Raw genomic sequence first — 23,738 nt, forward strand, 5'->3', positions numbered from 1 at the left:
ACTTGGCACCGACAAAAGCGGAGCCGGGGCAAGGGCGGCCCCGGCCCGCGCCCTCAGGCGCCGATGCCGAGCGACTTGAGCTTCCGGTGCAGGGCCGAGCGCTCCATGCCGATGAACTCGGCGGTGCGGGAGATGTTGCCGGAGAACCGCGCGATCTGCGCCACCAGGTACTCGCGCTCGAAGATCTCGCGCGCCTCGCGCAGCGCCAGGCTCATCAGCTTCTCGCCGCCCGCCCCGCTCGGGGTGGTCGGCACCAGCGCGCCGACCTCGCTCGGCAGCATCTCGGTCGTCACCTCGGTCTCGGGATCCCCTTGGGTGAGGATCATCAGCCGCTCGACGTTGTTGCGCAGCTGGCGGACGTTGCCGGGCCAGTCGTGCGACTGCAGCACCGCCATGGCGTCGGCGGCGATGCGCCGTTGCGGCAGGCCGGTGGCGCCCGAGATCTGCTCCATGAAGAACGTGATCAGCTCGGGCACGTCCTCGCGCCGCTCGGCGAGCGAGGGCACCCGGATCGGCACGACGCTGAGGCGGTGGAACAGGTCCTCGCGGAAGCGCCCGCCGGCGATCTCCTCCGCGAGATCGCGGGACGAGGACGAGATGATCCGCACGTCGACATGGACCCGGGTGGTGCCGCCGACGCGCTGGAAGTTCTGGTCGACGAGGACCCGCAGGATGCGGTTCTGGGTCTCGCGCGGCATGTCCGCGACCTCGTCGATGTAGAGGCTGCCGCCATGGGCCTCCTCGAGCGCGCCCACCCGCCGCGGCTTGCCGTCGGCCGCCTCGACGCCGAACAGCTCGGCCTCCATCGTCTCGGGGGTGATCGTGGCGGCGTTGATCACCACGAAGGGGCCGTTGGCCCGCGACGAGGCGGCGTGGATGGTGCGGGCCGAGAGCTCCTTGCCGGAGCCCGGCGCGCCCGCGATCATCACCCGGGCGTTGGTGGGCGCGACGCGCTCGACGGTCTGGCGCAGCTGGTTGGCCGCCACCGAGGCGCCGACGATGCGGCTCGCCTGGCCGGAGCGCGCCTTGAGGTCGCGCACCTCGCGCTTGAGGCGCGAGGCCTCGAGCGCCCGCTCGGCGACCAGGATCAGCCGGTCGGCCTTGAACGGCTTCTCGATGAAGTCGTAGGCGCCCGCCTTGATCGCCGAGACGGCGGTCTCGATGTTGCCGTGGCCCGAGATCATCACCACCGGCAGGTCCGGGGCCTGGGCCTTGATCACGTCGAGCACCTGGAGCCCGTCGAGGCGCGAGCCCTGGAGCCAGATGTCGAGGAAGACGAGGTGCGGGCGGCGCGCCTCGATCGCCGCCAGCGCCTCGTCGGAGGAGCCGGCGGTGCGGGTGCGGTGGCCCTCGTCGTCGAGGATGCCGGCGACGAGCTCGCGGATGTCGGCCTCGTCATCGACGATCAGAATGTCGGCGCTCATGGCTTCAAGGCCTCCCCGCGACGCGGGCGGCGGGCCTGAGGCCCCGCACCCGGTGCTGTGTCGAATTGGGCTGTCGGATGGGCGTTCGTGAGGTCCGGCGCTCCCGGCGGCGGGCCGGGGGCGTCACGCGGCGGGCTCCGGCGAGGTCGCCGGGGAGCCCGGTGCCGGCTCCGGGGACCTCGCCGGCCGGGCCGGGCCGGCCTCCGCCGGCGCGTCGCGGCGCATCTCCCGCAGGACGCGCATCCGCACCTGCCCGCCGCGCCCGCGCGGGTTGTCGTTCAGCTCGATGCCGCCGCCGTGCTCTTCCAAGACCTTGCTCACGATCGCCAATCCGAGGCCCGTGCCCCCCTCGCGGGTGGTCATATAGGGTTCGAGCAGCCGCTGGCGCCCTTCCTGCGGGAATCCCTTGCCGGTATCGGTGATCTCGATCACCGCGGCCTCGCCCTCCTCGTAGAGGCGCACCGCGACCAGGCTCTCGCCCCGCACGTCCTCGGGCACCGCCTGCACCGCCTCGACGGCGTTCTTGAGGATGTTGGTGATCGCCTGCGACAGGAGCCGGGTGTCGAAGGCGGCGCTGACCCGGGCCTCGCCCTCCTGCAGCGTGAAGGCCACGTCGGGATGGGCCACCCGCATCATGAACAGGTTCTGCTTGACGATCTCGGTCAGGTCGTTGCGGGCGATGGCGGGCTTGGGCATCCGGGCGAAGGACGAGAACTCGTCCACCATCCGCTTGATGTCGTCGACCTGGCGCACGATCGTGGCGACGCACTGCTCGAAGATCTCCTTGTCGGCGGTGATCACCTTCCCGTACTTGCGCCGGATGCGCTCGGCCGAGAGCTGGATCGGGGTCAGCGGGTTCTTGATCTCGTGGGCGATGCGGCGGGCGACGTCGGCCCAGGCCGAGGTGCGCTGGGCGGTGACGAGGTCGGTGATGTCGTCCAGGGTGACGACGTAGCCGCGGTCGCCGTCCTGCGACTGCTCGCTCGTGGTGCGCACGTCGATGGTGCGCTCGCGGCCGTTGCGGGCGATCTGGATCTGCTGCTGGGTCGGGCGGGCGCGGGAATCCCCCGGCAGGCCGCCGAGCTCGGGGATCACCGCCTCGAGGGGCTCGCCGACGAGGTCGGCAACGGAGCGCCCCAGCATCCGCTCGACCGACGGGTTGGCGATGGTGATGACGCCCCGCCCGTCGACGCCGATGACGCCGGCCGGCACCCCGGCCAGCACCGCCTCGGTGAAGCGGCGGCGGCTGTCGATCTGCTCGCTCTGCTCGATCAGCGTGGCGCGCTGGCGGCTGAGCTCCTGGGTCATCTTGTTGAAGCTCTCGCCGAGGTGCTGGAGGTCGCCCTCGGTCTTCCGGAACGGCACCTGGGCGTAGTAGTTGCCCGACGCGACCTGGTCGGCGGCGTTGATCAGCCGGCGGATCGGCGTCACGAAGCGGTTGGCGAAGTTGAGCCCGAACCACACCGCCGACAGGAGCGCGATCAGCGCGATCAGCGCGAACATCGTCGCGAAGGCGATCTGCACGCTGCGCCGCCCGGCATCGATGGTCAGGAACTCGGTCGCGGCGGCCCGCGACACGCCCGGGAACTCGACGGCGAGCCGCGTCACCTCGCGCTCGACCAGCAGGAAGGCGTCGTCGTAGGCCGGCAGCTTCATCAGCGTGCCGAAGACCCGCCCCTCCCGCGGCAGCAGGCAGGTGGCGTCGGGGGATTTCGCCGCCTCCTCGAAGTCGCTGGCCGAGGGCAGCGGCGGGTCCTTCAGGATGTCGATGTTGGCCCGGGCCACGGTCTCGGTCGGCGAGCGCATGATCCGGGCGATCGGCAGGCCGAGCGAGGCGGCGCGCGCCGTCATGAAGCTCTCGAACCAGGCCCGCTCGACGTCGAAGGCGGGGCGCGCCCGGGTGAGGTCGTCGGAGAGGATCCGCGCCTCGCGGGCGAGGCTCTGGCACTGGTTGGTCAGGTAGGCGTCGGCCACGTCGACCGACATCAGCACGACGTTGCGCATCCGGTCGGAGAACCAGGGCGACAGGCCGCGCTCCAGCGTGATCGACGCCACCACGGCGAGCAGCACCGTCGGCAGGGTCGCGATCAGGCTGAACAGGCCGACGATGCGGGTGTGGAGCCGGGCCGCCGCCGCGTTGGTGCGCCGGGCCCGCAGGAAGACCCGCGCCTCCCAGGCGATGACCACGACGAGCAGCAGCACCAGGGCGACGTTGCTGAGCAGCAGCGCCACCACCACGGTGTGGGTCGGCGCGATCGCGGTGGCGCCGACCAGGATCAGGAAGGTGGCGAGCGCCAGCGCCAGGGCGACGCTGACCGCCAGCGCCCCGAACCAGCCCGGACCCCGCGGCGCGGCGTCCGGAACCGATCCGGGCGGGAGCGGTCCGGCGAGGTGGCCGGCCGGGCCGGAAGGGGGCGCCGGAGCCCGGGGGCGTCGTGTGAACAGCATCCGTGGTGCAAGGCCACTACAGTGTGGCGAAATTAATACGGATGCCGCCGCGGCGGTCATCAGGGCCGCCGGCGGCGTCGGGTCCGCGCGGGGTCGAGCCACCGGATCGGCCCGTATGGGATCGATCCTCGGGATCGGTCCTCGGGGATCAGGCCCGCTGCGGGACCGGGACCGGCCTGCGCGTCGTCAGGCGGCCTGGGTCGAGCGCGGACGACGGACGACCGGCTTCTGGCCCAGCCCGATGCTCTTGGCGAGTTCGGAGCGCTGGGCGGCGTAATTGGCGGCGACCATCGGGTAGTCCGGCGGCAGGCCCCACTTCTGGCGGTACTGCTCGGGGGTGAGCCCGCGGCCGGCCAGGTGGCGCTTCAGCGTCCGGTACCGGCGCCCGTCCTCGAGGCTGATCAGGTAGTCGGGCGAGACGGTCTTCTTGATCGGCACCGGCGGGGTCAGCCGCTCGGGCTCCGCCGGGGCGGCCGCGCCGAGACGGGCGACCGCCTCGTGGACGCTGCGGATCAGGCTCGCCAGCTCGCTCACCGGCACGCTGTTGTTCGACACGTAAGCCGACACAATATCGGACACCAAGCCGATCATCTGGGGCTCTTCGCCGTGGTCATGTGTACTCATGTGGTCCTCTAGAAATGCCGCCCCCTGTCCGAGGTGATGGATGTTACGCCGGTCTGCGTCAACTGCAAGCTGTCTCGGTCACCATAAAGGATCGTTCTGCTTTGACCGTCTTTTTCCGTAGCGGCGGGCGCCGGGCGGTGCGTCGCCGCGGGACGCCGCTGCCGGCCGCCGCGGAGGCTTGCGCGCGCCACCGCGTCGAAGAGGAAAATCTCTTTCGAGGCAATGGCTTGACATGCCGCCCGCGGTCGGTCGGCCGGCCCGGTCCGGGCTTCCCGCAGGGGGGCGGACGCCGCCGGAGCGGCGCCGGGGCGTCACTTAACAATTGGTAAAAACTACAAAACAATAGTTCGCCGACTGTCCAAACCCCGCGCAGAGTCCCAATCCAGGCGCCGCCGGGTCGGCCACGGCGACCGCGGCTGATCGCTCGACATCGTGTCGTCCCGCTGCGATTTCGCCCGCGGCCGCCTCCGATCACGGTCCGGTACGGCATTCTCTAGATCTAACGAGACGTCAGCCGCGCGCGGCCAGCCGGATCGACTGATCAATATGTCGGGTATGGACGGTCTTTCATTGTCCAGAACCCGCCCTGACGCATCGGAAACGCGGGGTGCTGGCCCGGCGGGAAGACTTCGTCCGAACTATGCGGGCGGGCGCGCCTGTACTCGGACGAGCCGATACGAGGGGCAGTACCCTCGAACCGGCGCCGTGACGATCCGGCCTTGCCGGATTGTCCTGCCTCTTGTTCTTTGGTACCCCCCTCATCGTCGGGGACCAAGAAGTTGCGTCGGAATGCCGCGCCGGACCGGGCGGGTTTCCCCCCGGTTCCACATCCGGCCTCGCCCGGCCGCCGTCAGCGCGGGGTGCGGAACACCTGCAGGTCGAGGTCGCGGACCTTCTTGCGCAGGGTGTTGCGGTTCACCCCCAGCAGCTCGGCGGCGCGGATCTGGTTGCCGCGGGTCGCCGCGAGCGCCGCGCCGATCAGCGGGCCCTCGATCTCGCGCAGGACCCGGTGGTAGAGGCCGGGCGGCGGCAGCGTGTCCCGGTAGTTGGAGAAATACTCCGACAGGTGCCGCTCCACCGCCGCCGAGAGGCCTTCCGCCTCCCCGTTGCCCTTGCGCCCCGCCCCGCCCTGGGCGGGCGCGGCGAGCGGCAGGGTGTCGAGCTCGGCCTCGATCACCGGGCCGGTGATCGTCTCCTGCGGGTAGAGCGCCGCGAGGCGCCGCACCAGGTTCTCGAGCTCGCGCACGTTGCCGGGCCAGCGGTAGCGCTTGAGCTTCTCCATGGCGTCGCCGTCGAGCTGCTTGCGCGTCAGGCCCTCGCGCTCGACCAGCACGAAGAAGTGGCGCACGAGGTCCGGCACGTCCTCGGAGCGCTCGCGCAGGGCCGGCAGGCGCAAGGGCACCACGTTGAGGCGGAAGAACAGGTCCTCGCGAAAGATCCCCTGCTGGATCGAGACCCGGAGGTCCTTGTTGGTCGCCGCGATGATGCGGACGTTGGTCTTGATCGGCACCCGGCCGCCGACGGTGGTGTACTCGCCCTGCTGGAGCACGCGCAGCAGCCGGGTCTGGGCCTCCATCGGCATGTCGCCGATCTCGTCGAGGAAGAGCGTGCCGCCCTCGGCCTGCTCGAAGCGGCCGGCGGACCGGGCGGTGGCGCCCGTGAACGCCCCCTTCTCGTGGCCGAACAATTCGGATTCGATCAGGTCGCGGGGGATCGCCGCCATGTTGACCGGCACGAACGGGCCCGAGCGGCGCCGGCCGTAATCGTGGAGCGCGCGCGCCACCAGCTCCTTGCCGGTGCCGGATTCGCCCGTGATCATCACCGTGAGGTCGGTCGGCATCAGGCGCGCGAGCGAGCGGTAGATCTCCTGCATCGCCGGCGAGCGGCCGACGAGCGGGATGTCCTCGTTCTCAGGGGGAGCCCCCGGGGACGCGGCGCCGCGCGGGCGCGACAGGGCGCGGCCGACGATCGCGGTCAGCTCCTTCAGGTCGAAGGGTTTTGGCAGGTACTCGTAGGCGCCGCGCTCGGAGGCGCGGATCGCCGTCATGAAGGTGTTCTGCGCGCTCATCACGATGATCGGCAGGTCCGGCCGCACCCGCTTGATCCGCGGCAGCAGGTCGAAGGCGTTCTCGTCGGGCATCACCACGTCGGTGATGACGAGGTCGCCCTCGCCCTGCGCCACCCAGCGCCACAGGGTGGCGGCGTTGCCGGTCGAGCGGACCTCGTAGCCGGCGCGCGACAGGGCCTGGTTGAGCACGGTGCGGATGGCGGCGTCGTCGTCCGCCACGATGATGTGTCCGTTCGGCATGGCGCTCACTCGGTCTCGGCGGAGGATTCGCGCCCGTCGCGGGCATGCGACATCGGCAGGAGGACGCGGAAGGCGGTGCGGCGCGGGGCGGGATCGCACTCGACGATGCCGCCGTGGTCGCCGACGATCTTGGCGACCAGGGCGAGGCCGAGGCCCGAGCCCTGCGCCTTGGTGGTCACGAAGGGATCGAACAGGTCCGGCAGCAATTCGGCCGTGACGCCCGGGCCGTTGTCGCGCACCGCCACCTCGATCGGCAGGCTCACCCGCTCGCGCGAGCCCGGCACCTGGAGGCGAAGCCCCGTGCGGAAGGCGGTGGAGAGGACGATCTCGCCGTCGACCGCGTCGGCGCCGATCGCCTCGGCGGCGTTCTTGACGAGGTTGAGGATGACCTGGACCAGCTGGTCGCGGTTGCCGAGCACCGGCGGCAGCGAGGGGTCGTAGGTCTCGACGAAGCGGATGTGGCGGGCGAATCCCGACTGGGCCGAGCGCTTCACCTGGTCGAGGACGCCGTGGACGTTGACCGGCCCGCGCTCGACCGGGCGCTCGTCGCCAAAGAGCTCCATCCGCTCGACGATGCGCACGATCCGGTCGGATTCGTCGCAGATCAGCCGGGTCAGGAGGCGGTCGTCCTCGGCGGCCGACTGCTCGAGGAGCTGGGCGGCGCCGCGGATGCCGGCGAGCGGGTTCTTGATCTCGTGGGCCAGCATCGCGCCGAGCGCCACCATCGAGCGGGCGGCGCCCCGGTGGGTGAGCTGGCGGTTCATCTTGTCGGCGATGGTGCGCTCCTGGAGCATCAGCACCACGAGGTCGTCGTCGAGATGGGTCGCGAACACGTCGACGCTGCGCTCGACGCCGGTGCGCGGCGAGGCCAGCTCGACCCGGTACTCGCTGACGCTGGCGCGGCGCCGGCGCACCTCGTCGACGAGCGCGATGATCGGCGAGGAGAACGGGATGATGTCGCGCAGGCGCTGGCGCTGCATCATCCGGCGCGAATAGTCGAAGAAGTGCTCCGCCGCCATGTTGACCTGGAGGATCCGCTCGTCCGGACCGATGGTCAGGACGGGCAGCGGCAGGGCGTTGATGATCATCTCGCTCGTCGGGTCGCTCATGAGCGAGGCCTTCCGGGTGCGGGCGGCAGGGGGTGCATCGCTCATCCTATGCGGCCCGAGTCTCGGACCGTGCGGCCCGGGGCTCGGGCCGTGCGGCGGGCTGCGCGGACCGGCCCTCGAAGGCGCGCCGCAGGAGCCGCGCGGCCTCCGCCGGGTCGGTGGTGGTGAGAAGCCGGGTGCGCTCGTCGGGCCCGAGCCCGCCGGCATGGTCGGCATAGGCCGCGAGGTGCTTGCGGGCGTGGCGCACGCCCATCCGGGCGCCGTAGAGGGCGATGAGCCCGTCGTAATGCTCGGCGGCGAGCTCCGCCTTGGCGGCGGCATCCGGCTCCGCGACCGCCTCGCCGGCGAGCCCCGCCGCGATGGCGGCGACGAGCCAGGGCCGCCCGACCGCCGCCCGGCCGATCATCACGGCGTCGGCGCCCGACGCCGCCAGGCAGGCCTGCGCGTCCGCGAGGCTCGCCACGTCGCCGTTGGCGACGAGCGGGATCGCCACGGCCGCGCGCACCGCCCGGATCGCCGCCCAGTCGGCCCGGCCGGTATAGAATTGCTGCCGGGTGCGGCCGTGCACCGTGACGGCGGCGTAGCCCAGCCGTTCGGCCCGCCGGGCGAGGTCGGGGGCGTTGCGGGTGGCATCGTCCCAGCCGAGCCGCATCTTGACGGTGACCGGCACCGAGACCGCGCCGCGCACCGCGGCGAGCAGGCGCTCGGCATGGTCGAGGTCGCGCATCAGGGCCGAGCCGGCCTGGCCGCCGGTCACGGCCTTGGCCGGGCAGCCCATGTTGACGTCGATCACGTCGGCGCCGTTCGCCTCGGCCAGCCGCGCGCCCTCGGCCATCCAGCGCGGGTCGCAGCCGGCGAGCTGGACGACGTGCGGCAGCACGCCCTCGCCCTCGGCCCGCAGGCGCGCCTCCTCGGTGCCGCGGGCGAAATCCTCCGCCGCCACCATCTCGGACACCGTCGCGGTGGCCCCGAGCCGGCGGGCGATGCGGCGCATGTGCAGGTCGGTGACGCCGGAGAGCGGCGCCAGCAGCGCGCCCTGCGCGTGCGGCGCAGCATCGTGCGCCGCCATCCGTGGCAGCGCTGCCGGCCGCACCCCCATGGCCGCCCCCGGCCCCTCGGCGCTCAAATAATGGTCAGTCGTCATTGTGCTCAGCAAATAGCCAAAACCCGGTCGGACGCAAGCGCGTTCGCTCTCCGGCCGGCGATTCGCGTCCGATTTGCGTCGGGGTCGTCCCTCCCGCGGCTTCGCGGGACCGGCGGGCGTCGTGCGAAACCTTCCCTCACGTCGGATCGGATCGCCCGGCCCAGAATAACGGGGCATGGCGTGGAATTGGAAGCGCCGGAACCCCGGACTTTGCTGCAGTGCAGGGCAGCATCCCGGGGCCGAACCGTCGGCCGGGCGCCGCGCCGTCTCCGGTTCCGCATGCGCTCCACGCAACCCCGCGGCGCGGGGCCGGCGGGCCCGCAGCCCGATCCGGCCCGATGACGGTTAGGTGTCCCCTTCCCGCGCGGCACCGCCCTTCCCCCAGTGCATTTGCGTCGAAGGACCGCCGTCGCTAAGGAGCGGGCAATCCCGGGAGCGACCTCTTTGACACTTCCCCAGATCGCCGCAGTGGTCGTCGCCGCGGGGCGCGGCATCCGCGTCGGCGGCGACACGCCCAAGCAGTACCGCCGCGTCGGCGGCCAGGCGGTCCTGACCCGGACCCTGGCGGCGCTCGCCGCCCATCCGGGCATCGGCCGGATCCAGGTGGTGATCGCGGCCGACGCCGCCGCCTTCTACGACGAGTGCCTGGGCGACCTGCCGCCGGCGGCGCAGGCCAAGCTCGCCCGGCCGACGCAGGGCGGCGCCACCCGGCAAGCCTCGGTCCGTGCCGGGCTCGCGGCGCTGGCGCGCGAGGCCGCGCCGGAACTGGTGCTGGTGCACGACGCCGCCCGCCCCTTCGTCGATGACGCGCTGATCGACCGGGCGATCGCGGCGGCGCAAGACCACGGCGCCGCCGTGCCGGGCGTGCCGGTGAGCGACACCATCAAGGTGGTCGAGCCGGACGGCCGGGTGCGCGCGACCCCCGAGCGCGAGTCCCTGCGGGCGGTGCAGACCCCGCAGGCGTTCCGCTTCGCGCTCCTCGCCGGGGCGCACGCGCGCGCCGCGGCGGAGGGGCTCGACGGCTTCACCGACGACGGGGCGCTCGCCGAATGGGCCGGCCTGCCGGTGGCGGTCTTCCCCGGCGACCTGCGCAACCGCAAGATCACCCAGGCCGCCGACCTCGTCGAGGCCGACCGCGCCTTTTCGCCCCCCTCCGAGAGCGACCCCGCCATGACCCTCCTGACCCGCCTCGGCACCGGCTTCGACGTGCACGCCTTCACGGAGGGCGACCATGTCTGGCTCGGCGGCGTGCGCATCCCGGCCGATCGCGGCGTGCTCGCCCATTCGGACGGCGACGTGGTGCTGCACGCGCTCACCGACGCGATCCTGGGCGCGCTCGCCGACGGCGACATCGGCGTGCACTTCCCGCCGAGCGACCCGCGCTGGCGCGGCGCCTCCTCCGACCAGTTCCTCGCCGACGCGGTGCGGCGGGTGAGCGAGCGCGGCGGCGTCATCGATCACCTCGACATCACGGTGCTGGCCGAGGCGCCCCGGATCGGCGCCCATCGCGACGCGATCCGCACCCGGATCGCCGAGATCGCCGGCGTGCCGCTCTCCGCGGTCTCGATCAAGGCGACGACGACGGAGAAGCTCGGCTTCGTCGGCCGGGCCGAGGGTCTCGCCGCCCAGGCGGCGGCCACCATCCGGCTGCCGGAGGCGCGCGCCTGATGTTCGATGCCGCCCTCATCACCCGGGCGAGCGTGCTGATCGCCGCCTATCGCGAGCGCCAGGCCCGCCTCGTCACCGCGGAATCCTGCACCGGCGGCCTGGTGGCCGCCCTGCTCACCGAGGTGGCGGGCTCCTCGCAGGTGGTGGAGCGCGGCTTCGTCACCTATTCCAACGAGGCCAAGGCCGAGATCCTCGGCGTCGACTTCAACCTGATCTCGGCCCACGGCGCGGTGAGCGAGCCGGTGGCGCGCGCGATGGCCGAGGGGGCGCTGGCCCATTCCCGCGCCGACGTGGCGCTCGCCATCACGGGCATCGCGGGTCCCACCGGCGCGACGGCGGCCAAGCCCATCGGCCTCGTCCATTTCGGCCTCGTCGCCGCCGGCCGGGCGACCCGGCACATCGAGCGCCGCTACGGCGACCTCGGCCGCTCCGAGGTCCGCCGCTGCGCCGTCGAGGACGCGCTCGGCTTCCTGGAGATGGCGCTGGAGAAGGTGTGACATGGGATCCGGAAGATTGCTTCCGGATCCCCTATCACCAGCCGGCGCGGCGCTTGAGCGAAGCCGAAATCCGCATTGCGAAGCAATCGATCGGATTTCGTATGAGGGCACGCCCTCACAGGTCCAGCATCCAGGTCTCCCCCACCAGGTCCCGCCCGAAGGAGCGGTGCGCCGCCGCCTCGACCAGGCGGAACCCCGCCTGCGCGTAGATCCGCCGGGCGCTCGTCAGCACGTCGTTGGTCCAGAGCGTGAGCTGCCGGTAGCCGCGCTCCCGGGCCCCCGCGATGCAGGAATCGGTCAGGCGCCGGCCGAGGCCCTGGCCGCGGGCCGAGGGCTCGACGTAGAGCAGGCGCAGCTTGCCCACCCCCTCGGCGCCGCCCGCGGGCACCAGGAAGACGCTGCCGACCACCGCGCCGTCCCGCTCGGCGATCCAGGCCGCGGCCCGGGCCGGGTCGAGGTCGCGCACGAAGCCGGCCAGGATCTCGGCCACCAGGGCCTCGAAGCCCGTGTCGAAGCCGTACTCGGCGGCGTAGAGCAGGCCCTGGCGGTGGGCGATCCAGCCGAGATCGCCGGGCTGCAGGTCGCGCAGGATCGTCGGCGCATCCGACGCCGGGTCGCCGAGCAGGCCGCGCACCCGCGCCATCGCGCCGACGAGGAGCGCCCGGTCGGCGGCGGGCAGCCGGGCGAGCAGGGCCCGCACCTCGGCGCGCGAGGCCGCGTCGAGCGGCGCGTAGGCCGCCCGGCCGGCCTCGGTGAGAGCCAGGACCTGGCGCCGCCCGTCCTCAGGCGCGGCCCGGCGGGTCACCAGGCCCTGGTCCTCGAAGCGCTTGAGCAGGCGGCTGAGATAGCCCGCATCGAGGCCGAGATCCTGGCCGAGGACCGAGGCGGTCAGGCGGTCGCGGTGGGCGAGCTCGTAGAGCACCCGCGCCTCGGTGAGCGAGAAGGCGCTGCGGTGGAGCCCCTCCTCCAGGAGGCCGATCTGGCGGGTGTAGAACCGGCCGAAGGCCCGCACCGCCCCGACCATCGCTTCGTCGACGTCCCCACCCTCGTCCCGCATCGCCGCCCGCCTCCGCTCAGGCCGGCAGGATCGTCCAATCGATTGACTGAGTCAACTATTCGTCGCGCGGTGCCAGCGCCCCGACGAGGTCGCGCACCTGCTTGAGCCGGAAGGGTTTTCGCAGGAAGGCGGCGTGGCCGCCGGCGCGCTCGCGCACGGTCTCCTCGGGCATCGAGCTCATCAGCACGACCGGGATGCCCCGCGTGCCCGGGTCGCCCGCGAGGGCGGCCAGCATCGCGGGCCCGTCCATCACCGGCATCATGAAGTCGAGGAAGATCAGGTCGGGCGGGTCGGCGGCGACGCGGGCGAGGCCCTGGCGCCCGTTGGCGGCGGTCGCCACGGCGTGGCCGTCGTCGGACAGGACCGCGTCCAGCAACTCGGCGATGCCGAACTCGTCGTCGACGATGAGCACCCTCGCCACGGGCCTACTCCCCGCCGCGGCTCGGGGCGTCCCGGTCGGCCAGGATCGCCTCGGCGCGATCGGGGCCGTCGTCGATCGCCAGGCCGCCGGGGCGAATGTCGAAGACGCGCAGGCGGGGGTCGATCCGGGCGTCCCGGACCTTGGCGACGGCGATCAGGCGGTGGCGGCCGGAGCGCAGGGCGCAGGAGCGCATCAGCACGACGTTCTCGGCGACGCTGGAGGTCTGCCGCAGGGAGCCGCTGCCGGAGGGCGCATCGACGAAGGTGCCGCGCAGATCGGTTTCTCGGGTGTACATCGCCGTCACGCCCAGCGCCCTCAGCTCCGCCGTGAGAGCGGCGAAGATGCGGACGATCCGGTCCTGATCCCCTGCGATCCGGCTCATCGCGTCCAGACCGTCGATGAACACGCGCCGGACCCCCCGGTTCCGGATGTCGCCCAGGAGATCGTCGCAGACCTCGTCGATCAGCCCCTCGGTGGCCGGCTGCCACATCACCCCGACCCGGCCCCCCTCGATCAGGCCGGCGACCGGCAGCGCGAGCGCCCGCGCCTTGGCGAGGAGCGCCGCCTCGCTCTCGTAGAAGCCGCAGAGCAGGCCCGGCGCCTCCGGGTCGGCGCCGAGGAACTGCAGGCCGAGCGTGGTCTTGCCGATGCCGGCGGGACCGCCGACCAGGGTGGTGGAGGCGTGCGGCAGGCCGCCGCCCAGCATCGCGTCGAGGGGGGGCAGGCCGGTGGTCAGCGCCGGCCCCTCGACAGGGTCGCGCCGGCTCGGCACCCGCAGGCGCGCCTCGATGCGGGGAAACACCCGGACCCCGTCGTCGGTGATGCGGAAGGCGTGGCGCCCGCGCAGGAAGCCGCCGCCGCGGAACTTGCGCACCTCGATCTCGCGCTCGGCCCGCCACCCGGCGAGGCGGCTCGACAGGACGATGAGCCCGTCCACCATCGTGTGCTCGGCCGCCACCAGGTCGGCCCCGGCCGAGGCGCTGGTGAGCAGGAGCGCGGTGGCGCCGGTGGCGGCGGCCTGGGTCTGCAATTCGTGGATGAAGGTCTTGAACTCGAGGGTCGAGGCGGCGGTCTCCTCCGCCGCCACCAGCCCGTCGAGGACGACGAGGCTCGCCTCGCGGTGGGCGGTCTCCCGCCGCAGCAGGGTCAGGAGGCCGGCCAGCCCCTCGTCCTGCAGGGTGCGGAAGGCGCTGAGATACGTGATCCGGTCGGGGATCAGGTAGGGCCGGAAGAAGCCGAGCGGCGCGATGTGGCCGAGCATCCGCGCGTGGCTCTCGGCCAGCAGCGTGACGTAGAGCGCCCGGTGCTCCGGCGGGGCGCCCGGATCCTCGTAGGCGGGCGCCGCGCCCGCATGGGTGTAGCAGGCCTGGTTGCCGAAGATGGTTTTCCCCGAGCCGGGCGTGCCCTGGACGATGTAGACGCCGCCGCGAAACAGCCCGCCGCCGAGGATCTCGTCGAGGCCGGCGATTCCCGTCGGAACCCGCTCCAGCCCGCCATAGGCCCCGGCCTGCCCCATGCTCGGTCCCGCCCCCGTCATCCGCACTCTCGGCCTCGTGTGGAATTCATCGACCCCGCGCGGGATCGTCGATCCCTGCCGGGATCGCCTACCCGTGCAGGGGAAGCGTTACCGTGAAGGTCGCGCCTTCGCCAGGGCCGCTCTCGAGCGCGACGCCCCCGCCCATCGCCTCGGCGAGGCGGCGCACCAGCCACAGCCCGACCCCGAAGCCGGTCGGCGCCGTGCCGGGATCGGCCACCGCGCGCTCGAACCGCTCGAAGATCCGGGCCTGGTCGGCCTCCGGGATGCCGACGCCGCGGTCGCTCACCCGGATCCGCGCCACCGCGCCGTCCCGCGCCGCCGCGACTGCGATGGCGCCGCCGTCGCCGTACTTGATCGCGTTGGTGATCAGGTTGTCGAGGATCTGGTCGAGGGCGAGGCGCTCGCAGGACAGCACGAGGTCGTCCGGCACCGCGACCGCGATCGCGCTGCCGGCATGCGCCGCCATCGGCCGCAGGCTCTCCACCACCTCGTCCACCACCTCGGCGAGCGGCACGGGTATGGCCAGCAGCGCGAGCTGCCCGGCCTGCGCCCGCGACACGTCGAGGAGGGTGGTGGCCCGGCGGATGTAGCGCTCGACGAGCCAGTGCAGCTGCGCCAGCCCCTGCGCCACCCGGCCCTCCGGCGCGTCGCGCTCGGCGGCGGCGCGCAGGCGCTCGACCTGGCCGAGGATCGGGGTCATCGGGTTGCGCAGCTCGTGCGCCATGCCGGCCAGGAACGCGTCGCGCTCGGACAGGGCACGGCGCAGGGCGCCGACCTCCCTTCGCAGGGCGTCGGCCCCGTCGGCCTCCGCCGTCTCGGCCAGGATTCGCTCCGCCCCGCTCATGCGCGCGGCCGCCCGCTCCCGACGGGAGGCGTCCGGCCGGGAAACCGGCGGGCTGTCCGGTTCGGCGGCGTGGGGGGCGAGGTCGGCATCACCCGCACGGCATAACAAATCGCGGCCGGGCAGGCGAGCGCCCGCCCGCATGCCCGAAGGGTCCTTCCCGCTCCGGTTCCTGCGAGAGAAGGTCGCGGGTCAGCGCCGCGGCGCGTCGACCGAGATCACCCGCGCGCCCCCGACCCGCCGCTCGCCGCCGTTGATGACGTAGAGCACCGGATCGGCCTTGGGCTGGGGCGGGATACCGGCGACGGTCGGGATGCCGTAGGTCCCCTCGCCCCAGGCCGACGGGACGAGCTCGCTCGGCCGCGGCAGCTTGAAGTAGGGCTCGGCGACGAAGCCGGGCTCCAGCACGCCGTTGGCGCCGTAGAGCCCGAGGGGGCCGGCGAAGGTGGTACCGCCATAGGCGGCGAACCGCCGACCCGCGAAGCCCCGGCCGGCATGGCCCCTGCCCGCGAAGCCCCGCTCGCGCAGCGCCCCGATGCGCCCGTGCCGCCCGCGCACGTCGTAGATCGCGGCGCGGCCGCCCTGCGGCCCGACATGCGGCTGCCCGACGCCCGCCCGGCCGCCTCCGCCGAGCGGCTGCGCCGCGGCGCCCGTGCCCGTGAGGGCCGCGGCGGCGAGGGTGAGGACGATCAGGTCGCGACGCATGGTGTGTCTTCCCGGCTCCCGGCAACTCGCAGGTTCAATGCCGGGGTGCCATCCTCGTTCCCGCGGGGGAGCCGCGCCAGCCGTGGCAGAGTGCGGATGCTTATGAAAACAATCGGTGCTACCGAGACGGAGGCCGCTCGATAGCGCCCGCCGACAAATTAGACCCTTGTACTTCGGAGAGGTCAGAGTCGGGAAAAATTTCCTCCTCGCGCAAAATAGGCTTCAGAGGAATACAATGGCTCGCTTCGTTCATCTCGCCGATAGCCGGACCGGCAGGGCTATCCGGCGCAGCGGCTTGAAGGCGTCCAGGCACGGAGATGGGGGCTGGGTGTCTTCTGTGTCCCCATCGTGCCCGATCATGCTCATACGTTTCAATGGGCTCGTGAGCTTCGTGGGCGTTGTGCGAATATGTATATATCCGTGTTTTTTGGAATTCCGGACCAAGAGATTGTTCTCATGGGTCACTATCTCAGTGAAAAAACGGGAATCTCCGCTGCAGGAGCGCACGATTTTTTCCGAAAGGCTGCGAACCCATTCGGGTATGAGGTCGTCGTGCCAAGAAGCATCGCGCCCGCCGAAATCAGGAATATTAGACCCGCTGCCCGGATCGTCGGATGGCGGTTCTCCCCTGATGCGAAAGGGCGGCGGCCGTATTGGCCTTATCCCGGAACACGGAACGCTGCCAAAATGAGGCGGGCAATCGAAAAAATATATCTTTCGTAGTGTACTCGCGCTTCAATCAATAATAAATAAAAATAAATTTACAATAAATCATTATCATAATATATTTATTTTAACAAATATTTTAAATAAATTCAATTTATATCTTACAAATCATTATCAATCGGTTGGCTTCTGTCGCTATCGTCTCTCCATTTCCAGCGCGGATCGGCGGCGGTTGCGCGTCTTCCGGCCCCCCGACGGAAGTCTCACGACCTAAGTCTCACGACGAATTGTCGAATGGGCTCCGGGATAAGGCTGGCTTAACGATTCGTGTGAGCGGCGCGGACCACGCGCGAGCGGGCGGTTCCCATCCCCCGCCCGGCGTCGACGGCGCCGCCCGAGACCCGGTTCACCATGAAAACGCGACGATCCCGACGCGGCGAAGATTCGCGCGGGCGCGGCGTGCCGTCACCCAGGAAACGCCCTCACAGGAGGAACACCCCATGGCAAGCTCAGCCGCCCTCGGGCAAAGCGGCGATGCCGCGCGCCCGATGACGCGGGAGGAGAAGAAGGTCATCCTGGCCTCCTCCCTCGGCACCGTGTTCGAGTGGTACGACTTCTACCTCTACGGCTCGCTCGCCGGCATCATCGGCGCGCAGTTCTTCTCGTCCTACCCGCCGGCGACCCGGGACATCTTCGCGCTGCTCGCCTTCGCGGCGGGCTTCCTGGTGCGGCCGTTCGGCGCCCTGGTGTTCGGGCGCGTCGGCGACATCGTCGGGCGCAAGTACACCTTCCTGGTCACCATCCTGATCATGGGCCTGTCGACCTTCATCGTCGGCATCCTGCCCAACGCCGCGCAGATCGGCATCGCGGCGCCGATCATCCTGATCGTGCTGCGTCTCGCCCAAGGCCTGGCGCTCGGCGGCGAGTACGGCGGGGCCGCGACCTACGTCGCCGAGCACGCGCCGCACGGCCGGCGCGGCTTCTACACCAGCTGGATCCAGACCACGGCGACGCTCGGCCTGTTCCTGTCGCTGGTGGTGATCCTGGCGGTGCGGTCCTTCACCGGTGAGGCCGCCTTCGCCGAGTGGGGCTGGCGCATCCCGTTCCTGGTCTCGGTGCTGCTGCTGGGCATCTCGCTCTGGATCCGGCTGCAGCTCAGCGAGTCGCCGGCCTTCCAGCGCATGAAGGACGAGGGCAAGACCTCGAAGGCGCCGCTGACCGAGGCCTTCGGCCAGTGGGGCAACGCCAAGATCGCCCTCATCGCGCTGCTCGGCCTCGTCGCCGGCCAGGGCGTGGTCTGGTACACCGGCCAGTTCTACGCCCTGTTCTTCCTGCAATCGATCCTGAAGGTCGACGGCTACACCGCCAACCTCCTGATCGCCTGGGCGCTGCTGCTCGGCACCGGCTTCTTCGTGGTCTTCGGCTGGCTCTCGGACAAGATCGGCCGCAAGCCGATCATCCTGGCCGGCTGCCTGATCGCGGCGCTGAGCTTCTTCCCGGTGTTCAAGCAGATCACCACGCTCGCCAACCCCGCCCTCGAGAAGGCGATCGAGAACGTCAAGGTGACCGTGGTGGCCGATCCGGCCCAGTGCGGCAGCCTGTTCAACCCGGTCGGCACCCGGTTGTTCTCGGCGCCCTGCGACCTCGCCCGCGACTACCTCGCCAAGTCCTCGGTGCGCTACACCACCGAGGCCGCGCCGGCCGGCCAGCCGACTCTGGTGCGGATCAACGGCACCGAGGTCCCGTTCGCGGCGGGCGCCCCGGCGGCGGAGTTCAACAAGGCCGCGGCGGGCGCGCTCCAGGCGGCGGGCTACCCGAAGGCGGGCGACGCCCAGGTCGTCAAGATGGCGAACCCGTTCGACATCTTCCGGCCGCAGGTGGCCGGCGTGATCGGGCTGCTCTTCGTCCTCGTGCTCTTCGTCACGATGGTCTACGGGCCGATCGCCGCGGCCCTGGTCGAGCTCTTCCCGACCCGGATCCGCTACACCTCGATGTCCCTGCCCTACCATATCGGCAACGGCTGGTTCGGCGGCCTGCTGCCGGCCACCGCCTTCGCGATGGTGGCCCAGACCGGCGACATCTATTACGGCCTCTGGTACCCGATCGTCATCGCGCTGATGACCTTCGTGCTCGGCCTGCTGCTGGTGCCCGAGACCAAGGACCGGGACATCTTCGACGAGCGGGACACCGCCGCGCGCTAAACTCGAGGATGAGGTGACGAGAGGGGCGTCCGCGGCGAAGGCCGCGGGCGCCCCTCTCGCTTTCAGGACATCCCCGCAGGGGGAACCGACGCCGCTCCCGTCCTCGCCGTCATCCTGGGTCGTCGGCGGTTATGGATGCCGGGCTGCGCGGCCCCGGGACGACTCGGGAGGGGGTCGGGACCGTCGCGCAAAGCCGGGACCGGCGACGGCGAGGGAACGGCCCCTCCACGAAAAAAGGCCCGCCTCCATCGAGACGGACCCCTTCAGGTTGATCAGTGGCGATCGATCACCGGCAGGTCGTGATCCGCCGCACGATCCAGCCCTCGCCGTCGACGAAGAGCTTCCGGCGCGCGGTGAAGCACTGGGCGTCGTCCGCCTCCGGGGCGGTGACGCTCGCGGTGGCGGCGACGTCGCGGGTGGTACCCGTGGCGGCCTTCGGCGCCTTGTCGACCGCCGGCGCGGCGGCGGCGCCGAGCGGGGCGACGCCCGCGGCCAGGGTGGCCAGCACGGCGAGCAGGGGCAGTCGGGCGCAGGGGCGCGCGCGCATGGTCGGTGATCCCATCGGTTGAATGCCGAGCGGCAATGTCGGGCGGAGTGGCCCTGGACCGCCCGCTCTCTGACCGCTCTCTCTTGCCATGGATAAGTCGCGAGCGCCCGAAGAGTTGCGCCGCCAAGGCGCGTCGATCCACAAAACGGTAAACACGGCGGTGCGACGCCGCGGTGACATTCCGCACCCGGTCGCGCAACTTACGCATCGGCAAGGCCGGACCGGCCCTCGACTGTCGCCCCGGTCGCGATCGACTGGGCTGGACCTCGAACCGCGCAAGTCCTCGAGAGTTCCGTCCCGTTTGTGCCGGTATCCCGCGGCCGGCGCACCAGACGAGCCGGCCCTCGACTGTTCCCGGACCTGGCGCGGGATCCGGGCGGGCCGGATCCCCCCGCCGCGTCAGGCCGGGACCGGCCGGGCCTGGCCCGCCTGGCGCTGCACCAGCCAGAGCGAGATGGCGACGTTGAGCAGGTTCCAGCCGATGCCGTTGGCGAAGGCCGCCGCGTAGGTGCCGCTGAGGTCGAAGATCACGCCGGACAGCCAGCCGCCGAGCGCCATGCCGAACAGGGTCGCCATGATGACCACCCCGACCCGACCGCCGGCCTCGCTCGCCGGAAACAGCTCGCGCACGATGATCGCGTAGGCCGGCACGAGGCCGCCCTGGAAGAGGCCGAACAGGGCCGAGATCACGTAGAGCGAGGTCAGCCCGTCGAAGGCGAGGTAGAGGAGCAGCGCCACGCCCTGCAGCACCGAGCCGACGAGGAGCGTGCGCAGGCCGCCGATCCGGTCGGCGAGGAAGCCGGAGGCGATCCGGCTGACGATGCCGAAGCCGAGCATCAGGGACAGCATCTCGGCGCCCCGGGCGACGCCGTAGCCGAGGTCGCCGCAATAGGCGACGATGTGGACCTGCGGCATCGACATGGCGACGCAGCAGGCCAGCCCCGCCACCACCAGCAGGCCCTGGAGGAGGTTCGGCGGCAGCCCGAGCGTCCCGCCCGCCCCCGCCTCCCCGGCGCGCACGACCGCCGCGACCGGCGGGCGCCGGCGCATCAGGAGCGCCAGCGGCAGCATGGTGGCGAGGCAGAACACCCCGATGCCGGCCTGCGTGGCGCGCCAGCCATAGGCCGAGACCGCGTGCTGGACGAGCGGCGGCCACAGGGTGCCGGCGAGGTAGTTGCCCGCGGCGCAGACCGAGACCGCGATGCCGCGCCGGCGCGCGAACCACAGCGAGATGTCGGCCATCAGGGGCCCGAAGGCGGCCGACGAGCCGAGGAGCCCGATCAGGATTCCGTGCGCGAGGGCGAACTGCCACAGGCTCGTCGAGAGCGCGGTGGCGCCGTAGCCGAGGCAGAGGCAGACCGCGCCGAGCGCCAGGGGACCCAGGATGCCGAACCGGTCGGCGAGCTTGCCCATCAGCACGCCCCCGAAGGCGAAGCCGACCATGGTCAGCGTGTAGGGCAAGGCGGCGGCACCCCGGGCAGCGCCGAACTCCGCCTGCACGGCGGGCAGCACCACCACCACCGACCACATCCCGACGCCCCCGATGGTGGTGAGCAGCACGGAGACGACGAGGCGGCGCCAGGCGGCGGCGGAATCGAGCCCGTCGGCGGGCATCGGGCGGGTCACGGGCGTTTCCTCGACTCGTCTTGGCCGGATGGCTTCGCCAACTGAACGGCTTGGCCGAATCGGCTTGGCTTTCCGGGAGTCGTAGCAGCCGGGCGGATCGCCGAGGAGCGATCGGGATGCAACCCCCGCCCGCTTCCGCTCACCCCTCCGCCACCGTCCCGGGAAAGCGCGCCGCCAGGTCGCCCCGCGTCGCCTCCATCCAGCCGCGGCCGCGCTCCGCCCGCGGGGTCGGCAGCGCCACCTCCCCGGCGAGGCGCGCCGGCCGGCCGGAGAGCAGCAGCAGCCGGTCGGCGACCGCGAGCGCCTCCGGCACGTTGTGGGTCACCATCAGGACCGCCGCGCCGCGGGCGGCCGCGCTGCCGAACACGGCGGCCCGCAGGGAGGCGGCCGACGCGTCGTCGAGGGAGACGAAGGGCTCGTCGAGGACGAGGAGGCCGGGCGCCAGGGCGAGCGCGCGGGCGAGCGCGACCCGGCGGGCCATGCCGAGGGAGAGCGCCCGCGGGTAGCGGTCGCGCCACTCGGAAAGCCCGAGCTCGTCGAACAGCCCGTCGAGGGAGCGGCCGCGCTCGGCCCGCGGCAGGGAGAGGCGCACGTTCTCCTCGACGCTGCGCCAGGGCAGGAGCCGCGGCTCCTGGAAGACCATGCCGATGCGCAGGTCCGGCGCGGTCGCGAGGCTGCCCTCGAAGTCGCGGTCGAGGCCGAGCAGGATGCGTAAGGTGGTGGTCTTGCCCGCCCCCGAGGGGCCGATCAGGCACAGGGTCTCGGCTCGCCGCACCGACACCGCGAGGTCGCGCACCGCCTCGACCGGCGCGGCACCGGCCGGGCGGTAGACCTTGCGGCGCACCGTCAGGGTGAGGATCGGGGCCGCCGCCTCGCGGCGCAGCCCGGCGGCGGGAACCTTATCGCCAGCGGCGGGAGTCATCTTATCGCCAGCGGCGGGCATGGGCGTCGAGGGGCTGGAGCAGGAGGGCGTCGACCGCCAGCATCACGGCGCTGAACACGAGGCTGTAGCCGATCAGGGCCGCGACGTCGAAGAGCTGGAAGTAGTACGAGATGGCGTAGCCTACGCCGTCCGGCCGCCCGAGCAGCTCGACCACCAGCACGATCTTCCAGGCGAGCGAGATGCCCGAGCGCGTCGCCGCCACCGCGAAGGGCTCGAGCTGGGGCAGGAGGACGTGGCGGATCCAGGTGCGGCGGTCGTACTGGAAGGCCTGCGCCATCTCCTCGAGGCCGGGATCGAGCCCGCGGGCACCCTCGCGCAGGATCACCGCGACGTTCGGCATCTTGTTCAGCGCCACCGCCAGGATCGCCGCGGTCTCGGTCAGGCCGAGCCAGATATAGGCCAGCACCGTGACGATCAGCGCCGGGGTGTTGAGGAGCACGAGCAGCGGCGTGTCGAGGAGCTTGTCGGCGGTCCGCGAGCGCCCGAGCGCGATGCCCAGCACCGCGCCGCTCGCCATGGCGAGGACGAACGAGGCCACGACCCGCCACAGCGTGATGGCGACGTTGCGCAACAGGTCGCCGGAAGCCGCCTCCCGCGCCACGAACGCCGCCACCGCCTCGGGCGACGGCAGGGTGCGGGGATCGACGAACCGGCTCGCCAGCCACCAGCAGGCCAGCAGCAGGACGGCCGAGGCGAGGCGGGCGAGGAGCGCCGTCAAGCGAGCCGCCCCACGATCGGCCAGCCGACCGGTGCCGTCCTCGGCCCTCCCCTCCGCACCTCGGGATGAGGTCGCGGGTGGGACGGGAAGGGCCTGGTCTCGTGCGCCGGAGAGGGGCTGCCGCGTCGGTCAGCCATTCGGCCCGCCGTCCCAGTACAGCCCGGCCGGCAGGGTCGTGGCGGCCCCGACCAGGCGCTCGCCGCCGAGCCGCGCCAGCACCGCGTAGAGGCGCTCGGCGTCCGCGCGCTCCGCGGCGGCCGGCCGGCGCGGGATGCCCGCGAGGAAGGCGCGCTTGAGGGTGGCGTAGGTGGCCTCGTCCTCCGCCGCCATCAGCGGGCGCACCGGCGCCCAGGCGGCGTCCCCGGCCTCCAGGGCGCGCTTGGCCCGCGACGAGGCGCGGGCGAGGCCCGCGACCGCGGCCGGCGCGCGCTGCAGCAGCGCCTCGTCGAAGACGTAGCCGAGGAGCGCGATCGGCCCCGTGACCCCGAACGCCGCCGCGATGCCGTCGGCGCCGATCAGGCGGCGAAAGCCCCTGGCCTCGAGCCGGGCGCAGAAGGTCCAGTAGAGGAGCGCCGCGTCGAGCTCGCCGGTCTCGAGCTTGCGCATCAGGAGCGGCGGCGCGCCGAACACGGGGCGCGCCTCGCGCTCGAGGTCGAACCCGTCCTTCTCGCGGGCGCGGGCGCGCAGGAGCAGCCAGTTCTTGTCGAGCGGGCCCCCCGCCACTCCGAGGCGCTTGCCCGCGAGGCCGGCGACGGTGGTCAGGGGGCTGTCGCCCGGCACCATCAGGGCGCCCTCGGTCGAGGAATAGGGCAGGAACTTCACCGCCCGGCCCTCCGCCCGCAGGCGGGCGGCCCAGAGCAGGTCGGACACGATGGTGTCGACCTGGCCGCCCTGAAAGGCGATGCGGGCGGCGTCGCTCCCGGCGAGGCGCACGCCCTCGAGGTCGAGGCCCTCCGCCGCGTCGATCCCCTCCGCCTTGATGACCGCCGCCTCCCAGGAGACGGTGCCGAAGGGCAGGAGCCCGACCTTCAGGCTGGCGGGCGCGCCCTGCGCCCGCGCGGCCGAGGGCAGCAGCGGCGCCAGCGGCCACAGCCCGGCCGCCGCCATCAATCCACGCCGTGAGAGCATGGGCGCCCCTCCCTCCTGCCCGGCCCGTCGCCGGTCTTCCCTGCCGCCGGTCTCGCCCGCCGCCGGTCTTCGCCTTGTCAGAGGTAGGCGGCGCGGGCGGCGGCGTCCACCGCTTGCCTGCGGGGG

19 protein-coding genes are annotated in these 23,738 nt (G+C 72.2%); 3 read left to right on the top strand and 16 right to left on the bottom strand.

The window, feature by feature from the left end; translation table 11 throughout:
* Positions 1-53 precede the first annotated feature (53 nt).
* The 6 genes from BMX97_RS00160 to dusB all read right to left on the bottom strand — a co-directional run bounded on the left by BMX97_RS00160 (position 54) and on the right by dusB (position 8,982).
* Complete coding sequence (locus BMX97_RS00160) at positions 54-1,424, bottom strand: nitrogen assimilation response regulator NtrX (protein ID WP_091744266.1); 1,371 nt, start codon at positions 1,422-1,424, stop codon at positions 54-56.
* 123 nt (positions 1,425-1,547) lie between these two features.
* On the bottom strand, positions 1,548-3,872 hold the full coding sequence (locus BMX97_RS00165) for a sensor histidine kinase NtrY-like (RefSeq protein ID WP_091744268.1): 2,325 nt from the start codon (positions 3,870-3,872) through the stop codon (positions 1,548-1,550).
* A gap of 186 nt (positions 3,873-4,058) precedes the next feature.
* Positions 4,059-4,496, bottom strand: a complete 438-nt coding sequence (locus BMX97_RS00170) for a Ros/MucR family transcriptional regulator (protein ID WP_091744270.1) — start codon at positions 4,494-4,496, stop codon at positions 4,059-4,061.
* Between the two features lie 850 nt (positions 4,497-5,346).
* Complete coding sequence (ntrC, locus tag BMX97_RS00175) at positions 5,347-6,804, bottom strand: nitrogen regulation protein NR(I) (protein ID WP_091744272.1); 1,458 nt, start codon at positions 6,802-6,804, stop codon at positions 5,347-5,349.
* Between the two features lie 5 nt (positions 6,805-6,809).
* Positions 6,810-7,913: a two-component system sensor histidine kinase NtrB gene (locus BMX97_RS00180; RefSeq protein WP_091745038.1), complete on the bottom strand. Its 1,104-nt coding sequence runs from the start codon at positions 7,911-7,913 to the stop codon at positions 6,810-6,812.
* A gap of 46 nt (positions 7,914-7,959) precedes the next feature.
* Complete coding sequence (gene dusB, locus BMX97_RS00185) at positions 7,960-8,982, bottom strand: tRNA dihydrouridine synthase DusB (RefSeq protein ID WP_244538198.1); 1,023 nt, start codon at positions 8,980-8,982, stop codon at positions 7,960-7,962.
* Between the two features lie 519 nt (positions 8,983-9,501).
* On the opposite strand from dusB, the gene BMX97_RS00190 reads away from it, so the two are divergent.
* Positions 9,502-10,725: a bifunctional 2-C-methyl-D-erythritol 4-phosphate cytidylyltransferase/2-C-methyl-D-erythritol 2,4-cyclodiphosphate synthase gene (locus BMX97_RS00190; protein ID WP_244538199.1), complete on the top strand. Its 1,224-nt coding sequence runs from the start codon at positions 9,502-9,504 to the stop codon at positions 10,723-10,725.
* Positions 10,722-11,222 carry a CinA family protein gene (locus BMX97_RS00195; protein ID WP_060849443.1) on the top strand — a complete coding sequence of 167 codons (501 nt, stop codon included), beginning with the start codon at positions 10,722-10,724 and terminating at the stop codon, positions 11,220-11,222. Before BMX97_RS00190 ends, BMX97_RS00195 begins: the two co-directional genes overlap by 4 nt.
* A gap of 115 nt (positions 11,223-11,337) precedes the next feature.
* Here the strand turns inward: BMX97_RS00195 and BMX97_RS00200 are convergent, their stop codons facing one another.
* The 5 genes from BMX97_RS00200 to BMX97_RS00220 all read right to left on the bottom strand — a co-directional run bounded on the left by BMX97_RS00200 (position 11,338) and on the right by BMX97_RS00220 (position 15,783).
* Complete coding sequence (locus tag BMX97_RS00200; protein ID WP_177202071.1) at positions 11,338-12,279, bottom strand: bifunctional helix-turn-helix transcriptional regulator/GNAT family N-acetyltransferase; 942 nt, start codon at positions 12,277-12,279, stop codon at positions 11,338-11,340.
* A 55-nt stretch (positions 12,280-12,334) separates the two neighbouring features.
* A complete protein-coding gene (locus BMX97_RS00205) occupies positions 12,335-12,700 on the bottom strand; it encodes a response regulator (RefSeq protein ID WP_091744276.1) in 366 nt (121 codons plus the stop codon).
* A gap of 4 nt (positions 12,701-12,704) precedes the next feature.
* A complete protein-coding gene (locus BMX97_RS00210; RefSeq protein WP_091744278.1) occupies positions 12,705-14,237 on the bottom strand; it encodes an RAD55 family ATPase in 1,533 nt (510 codons plus the stop codon).
* A gap of 67 nt (positions 14,238-14,304) precedes the next feature.
* On the bottom strand, positions 14,305-15,081 hold the full coding sequence (locus BMX97_RS00215; RefSeq protein WP_091744280.1) for a sensor histidine kinase: 777 nt from the start codon (positions 15,079-15,081) through the stop codon (positions 14,305-14,307).
* 189 nt (positions 15,082-15,270) lie between these two features.
* Positions 15,271-15,783 carry a hypothetical protein gene (locus BMX97_RS00220; RefSeq protein WP_091744283.1) on the bottom strand — a complete coding sequence of 171 codons (513 nt, stop codon included), beginning with the start codon at positions 15,781-15,783 and terminating at the stop codon, positions 15,271-15,273.
* Between the two features lie 1,214 nt (positions 15,784-16,997).
* Between BMX97_RS00220 and BMX97_RS00225 the strand changes: the two genes are divergently transcribed.
* Complete coding sequence (locus tag BMX97_RS00225) at positions 16,998-18,650, top strand: MFS transporter (protein WP_091744285.1); 1,653 nt, start codon at positions 16,998-17,000, stop codon at positions 18,648-18,650.
* A 286-nt stretch (positions 18,651-18,936) separates the two neighbouring features.
* Here BMX97_RS00225 and BMX97_RS00230 read toward each other — a convergent pair whose 3' ends face one another.
* From BMX97_RS00230 to BMX97_RS00250, 5 genes are all read right to left on the bottom strand, one after another.
* Positions 18,937-19,197 (bottom strand): hypothetical protein, encoded by a 261-nt coding sequence (locus BMX97_RS00230; protein ID WP_091744287.1) that lies wholly within the window; start codon positions 19,195-19,197, stop codon positions 18,937-18,939.
* Between the two features lie 399 nt (positions 19,198-19,596).
* Complete coding sequence (locus BMX97_RS00235) at positions 19,597-20,811, bottom strand: MFS transporter (RefSeq protein WP_091745044.1); 1,215 nt, start codon at positions 20,809-20,811, stop codon at positions 19,597-19,599.
* A 151-nt stretch (positions 20,812-20,962) separates the two neighbouring features.
* A complete protein-coding gene (locus BMX97_RS00240; RefSeq protein ID WP_244538200.1) occupies positions 20,963-21,745 on the bottom strand; it encodes an ATP-binding cassette domain-containing protein in 783 nt (260 codons plus the stop codon).
* Between the two features lies 1 nt (position 21,746).
* Positions 21,747-22,484 carry an ABC transporter permease gene (locus BMX97_RS00245; RefSeq protein ID WP_091744291.1) on the bottom strand — a complete coding sequence of 246 codons (738 nt, stop codon included), beginning with the start codon at positions 22,482-22,484 and terminating at the stop codon, positions 21,747-21,749.
* A gap of 129 nt (positions 22,485-22,613) precedes the next feature.
* Entirely contained in the window at positions 22,614-23,612 is a 999-nt protein-coding gene (locus BMX97_RS00250; protein WP_091744293.1) for an ABC transporter substrate-binding protein, read from the bottom strand.
* Positions 23,613-23,738 lie beyond the last annotated feature (126 nt).

The organism is Methylobacterium sp. ap11, from assembly GCF_900110515.1.
Lineage (GTDB): Bacteria > Pseudomonadota > Alphaproteobacteria > Rhizobiales > Beijerinckiaceae > Methylobacterium > Methylobacterium ajmalii.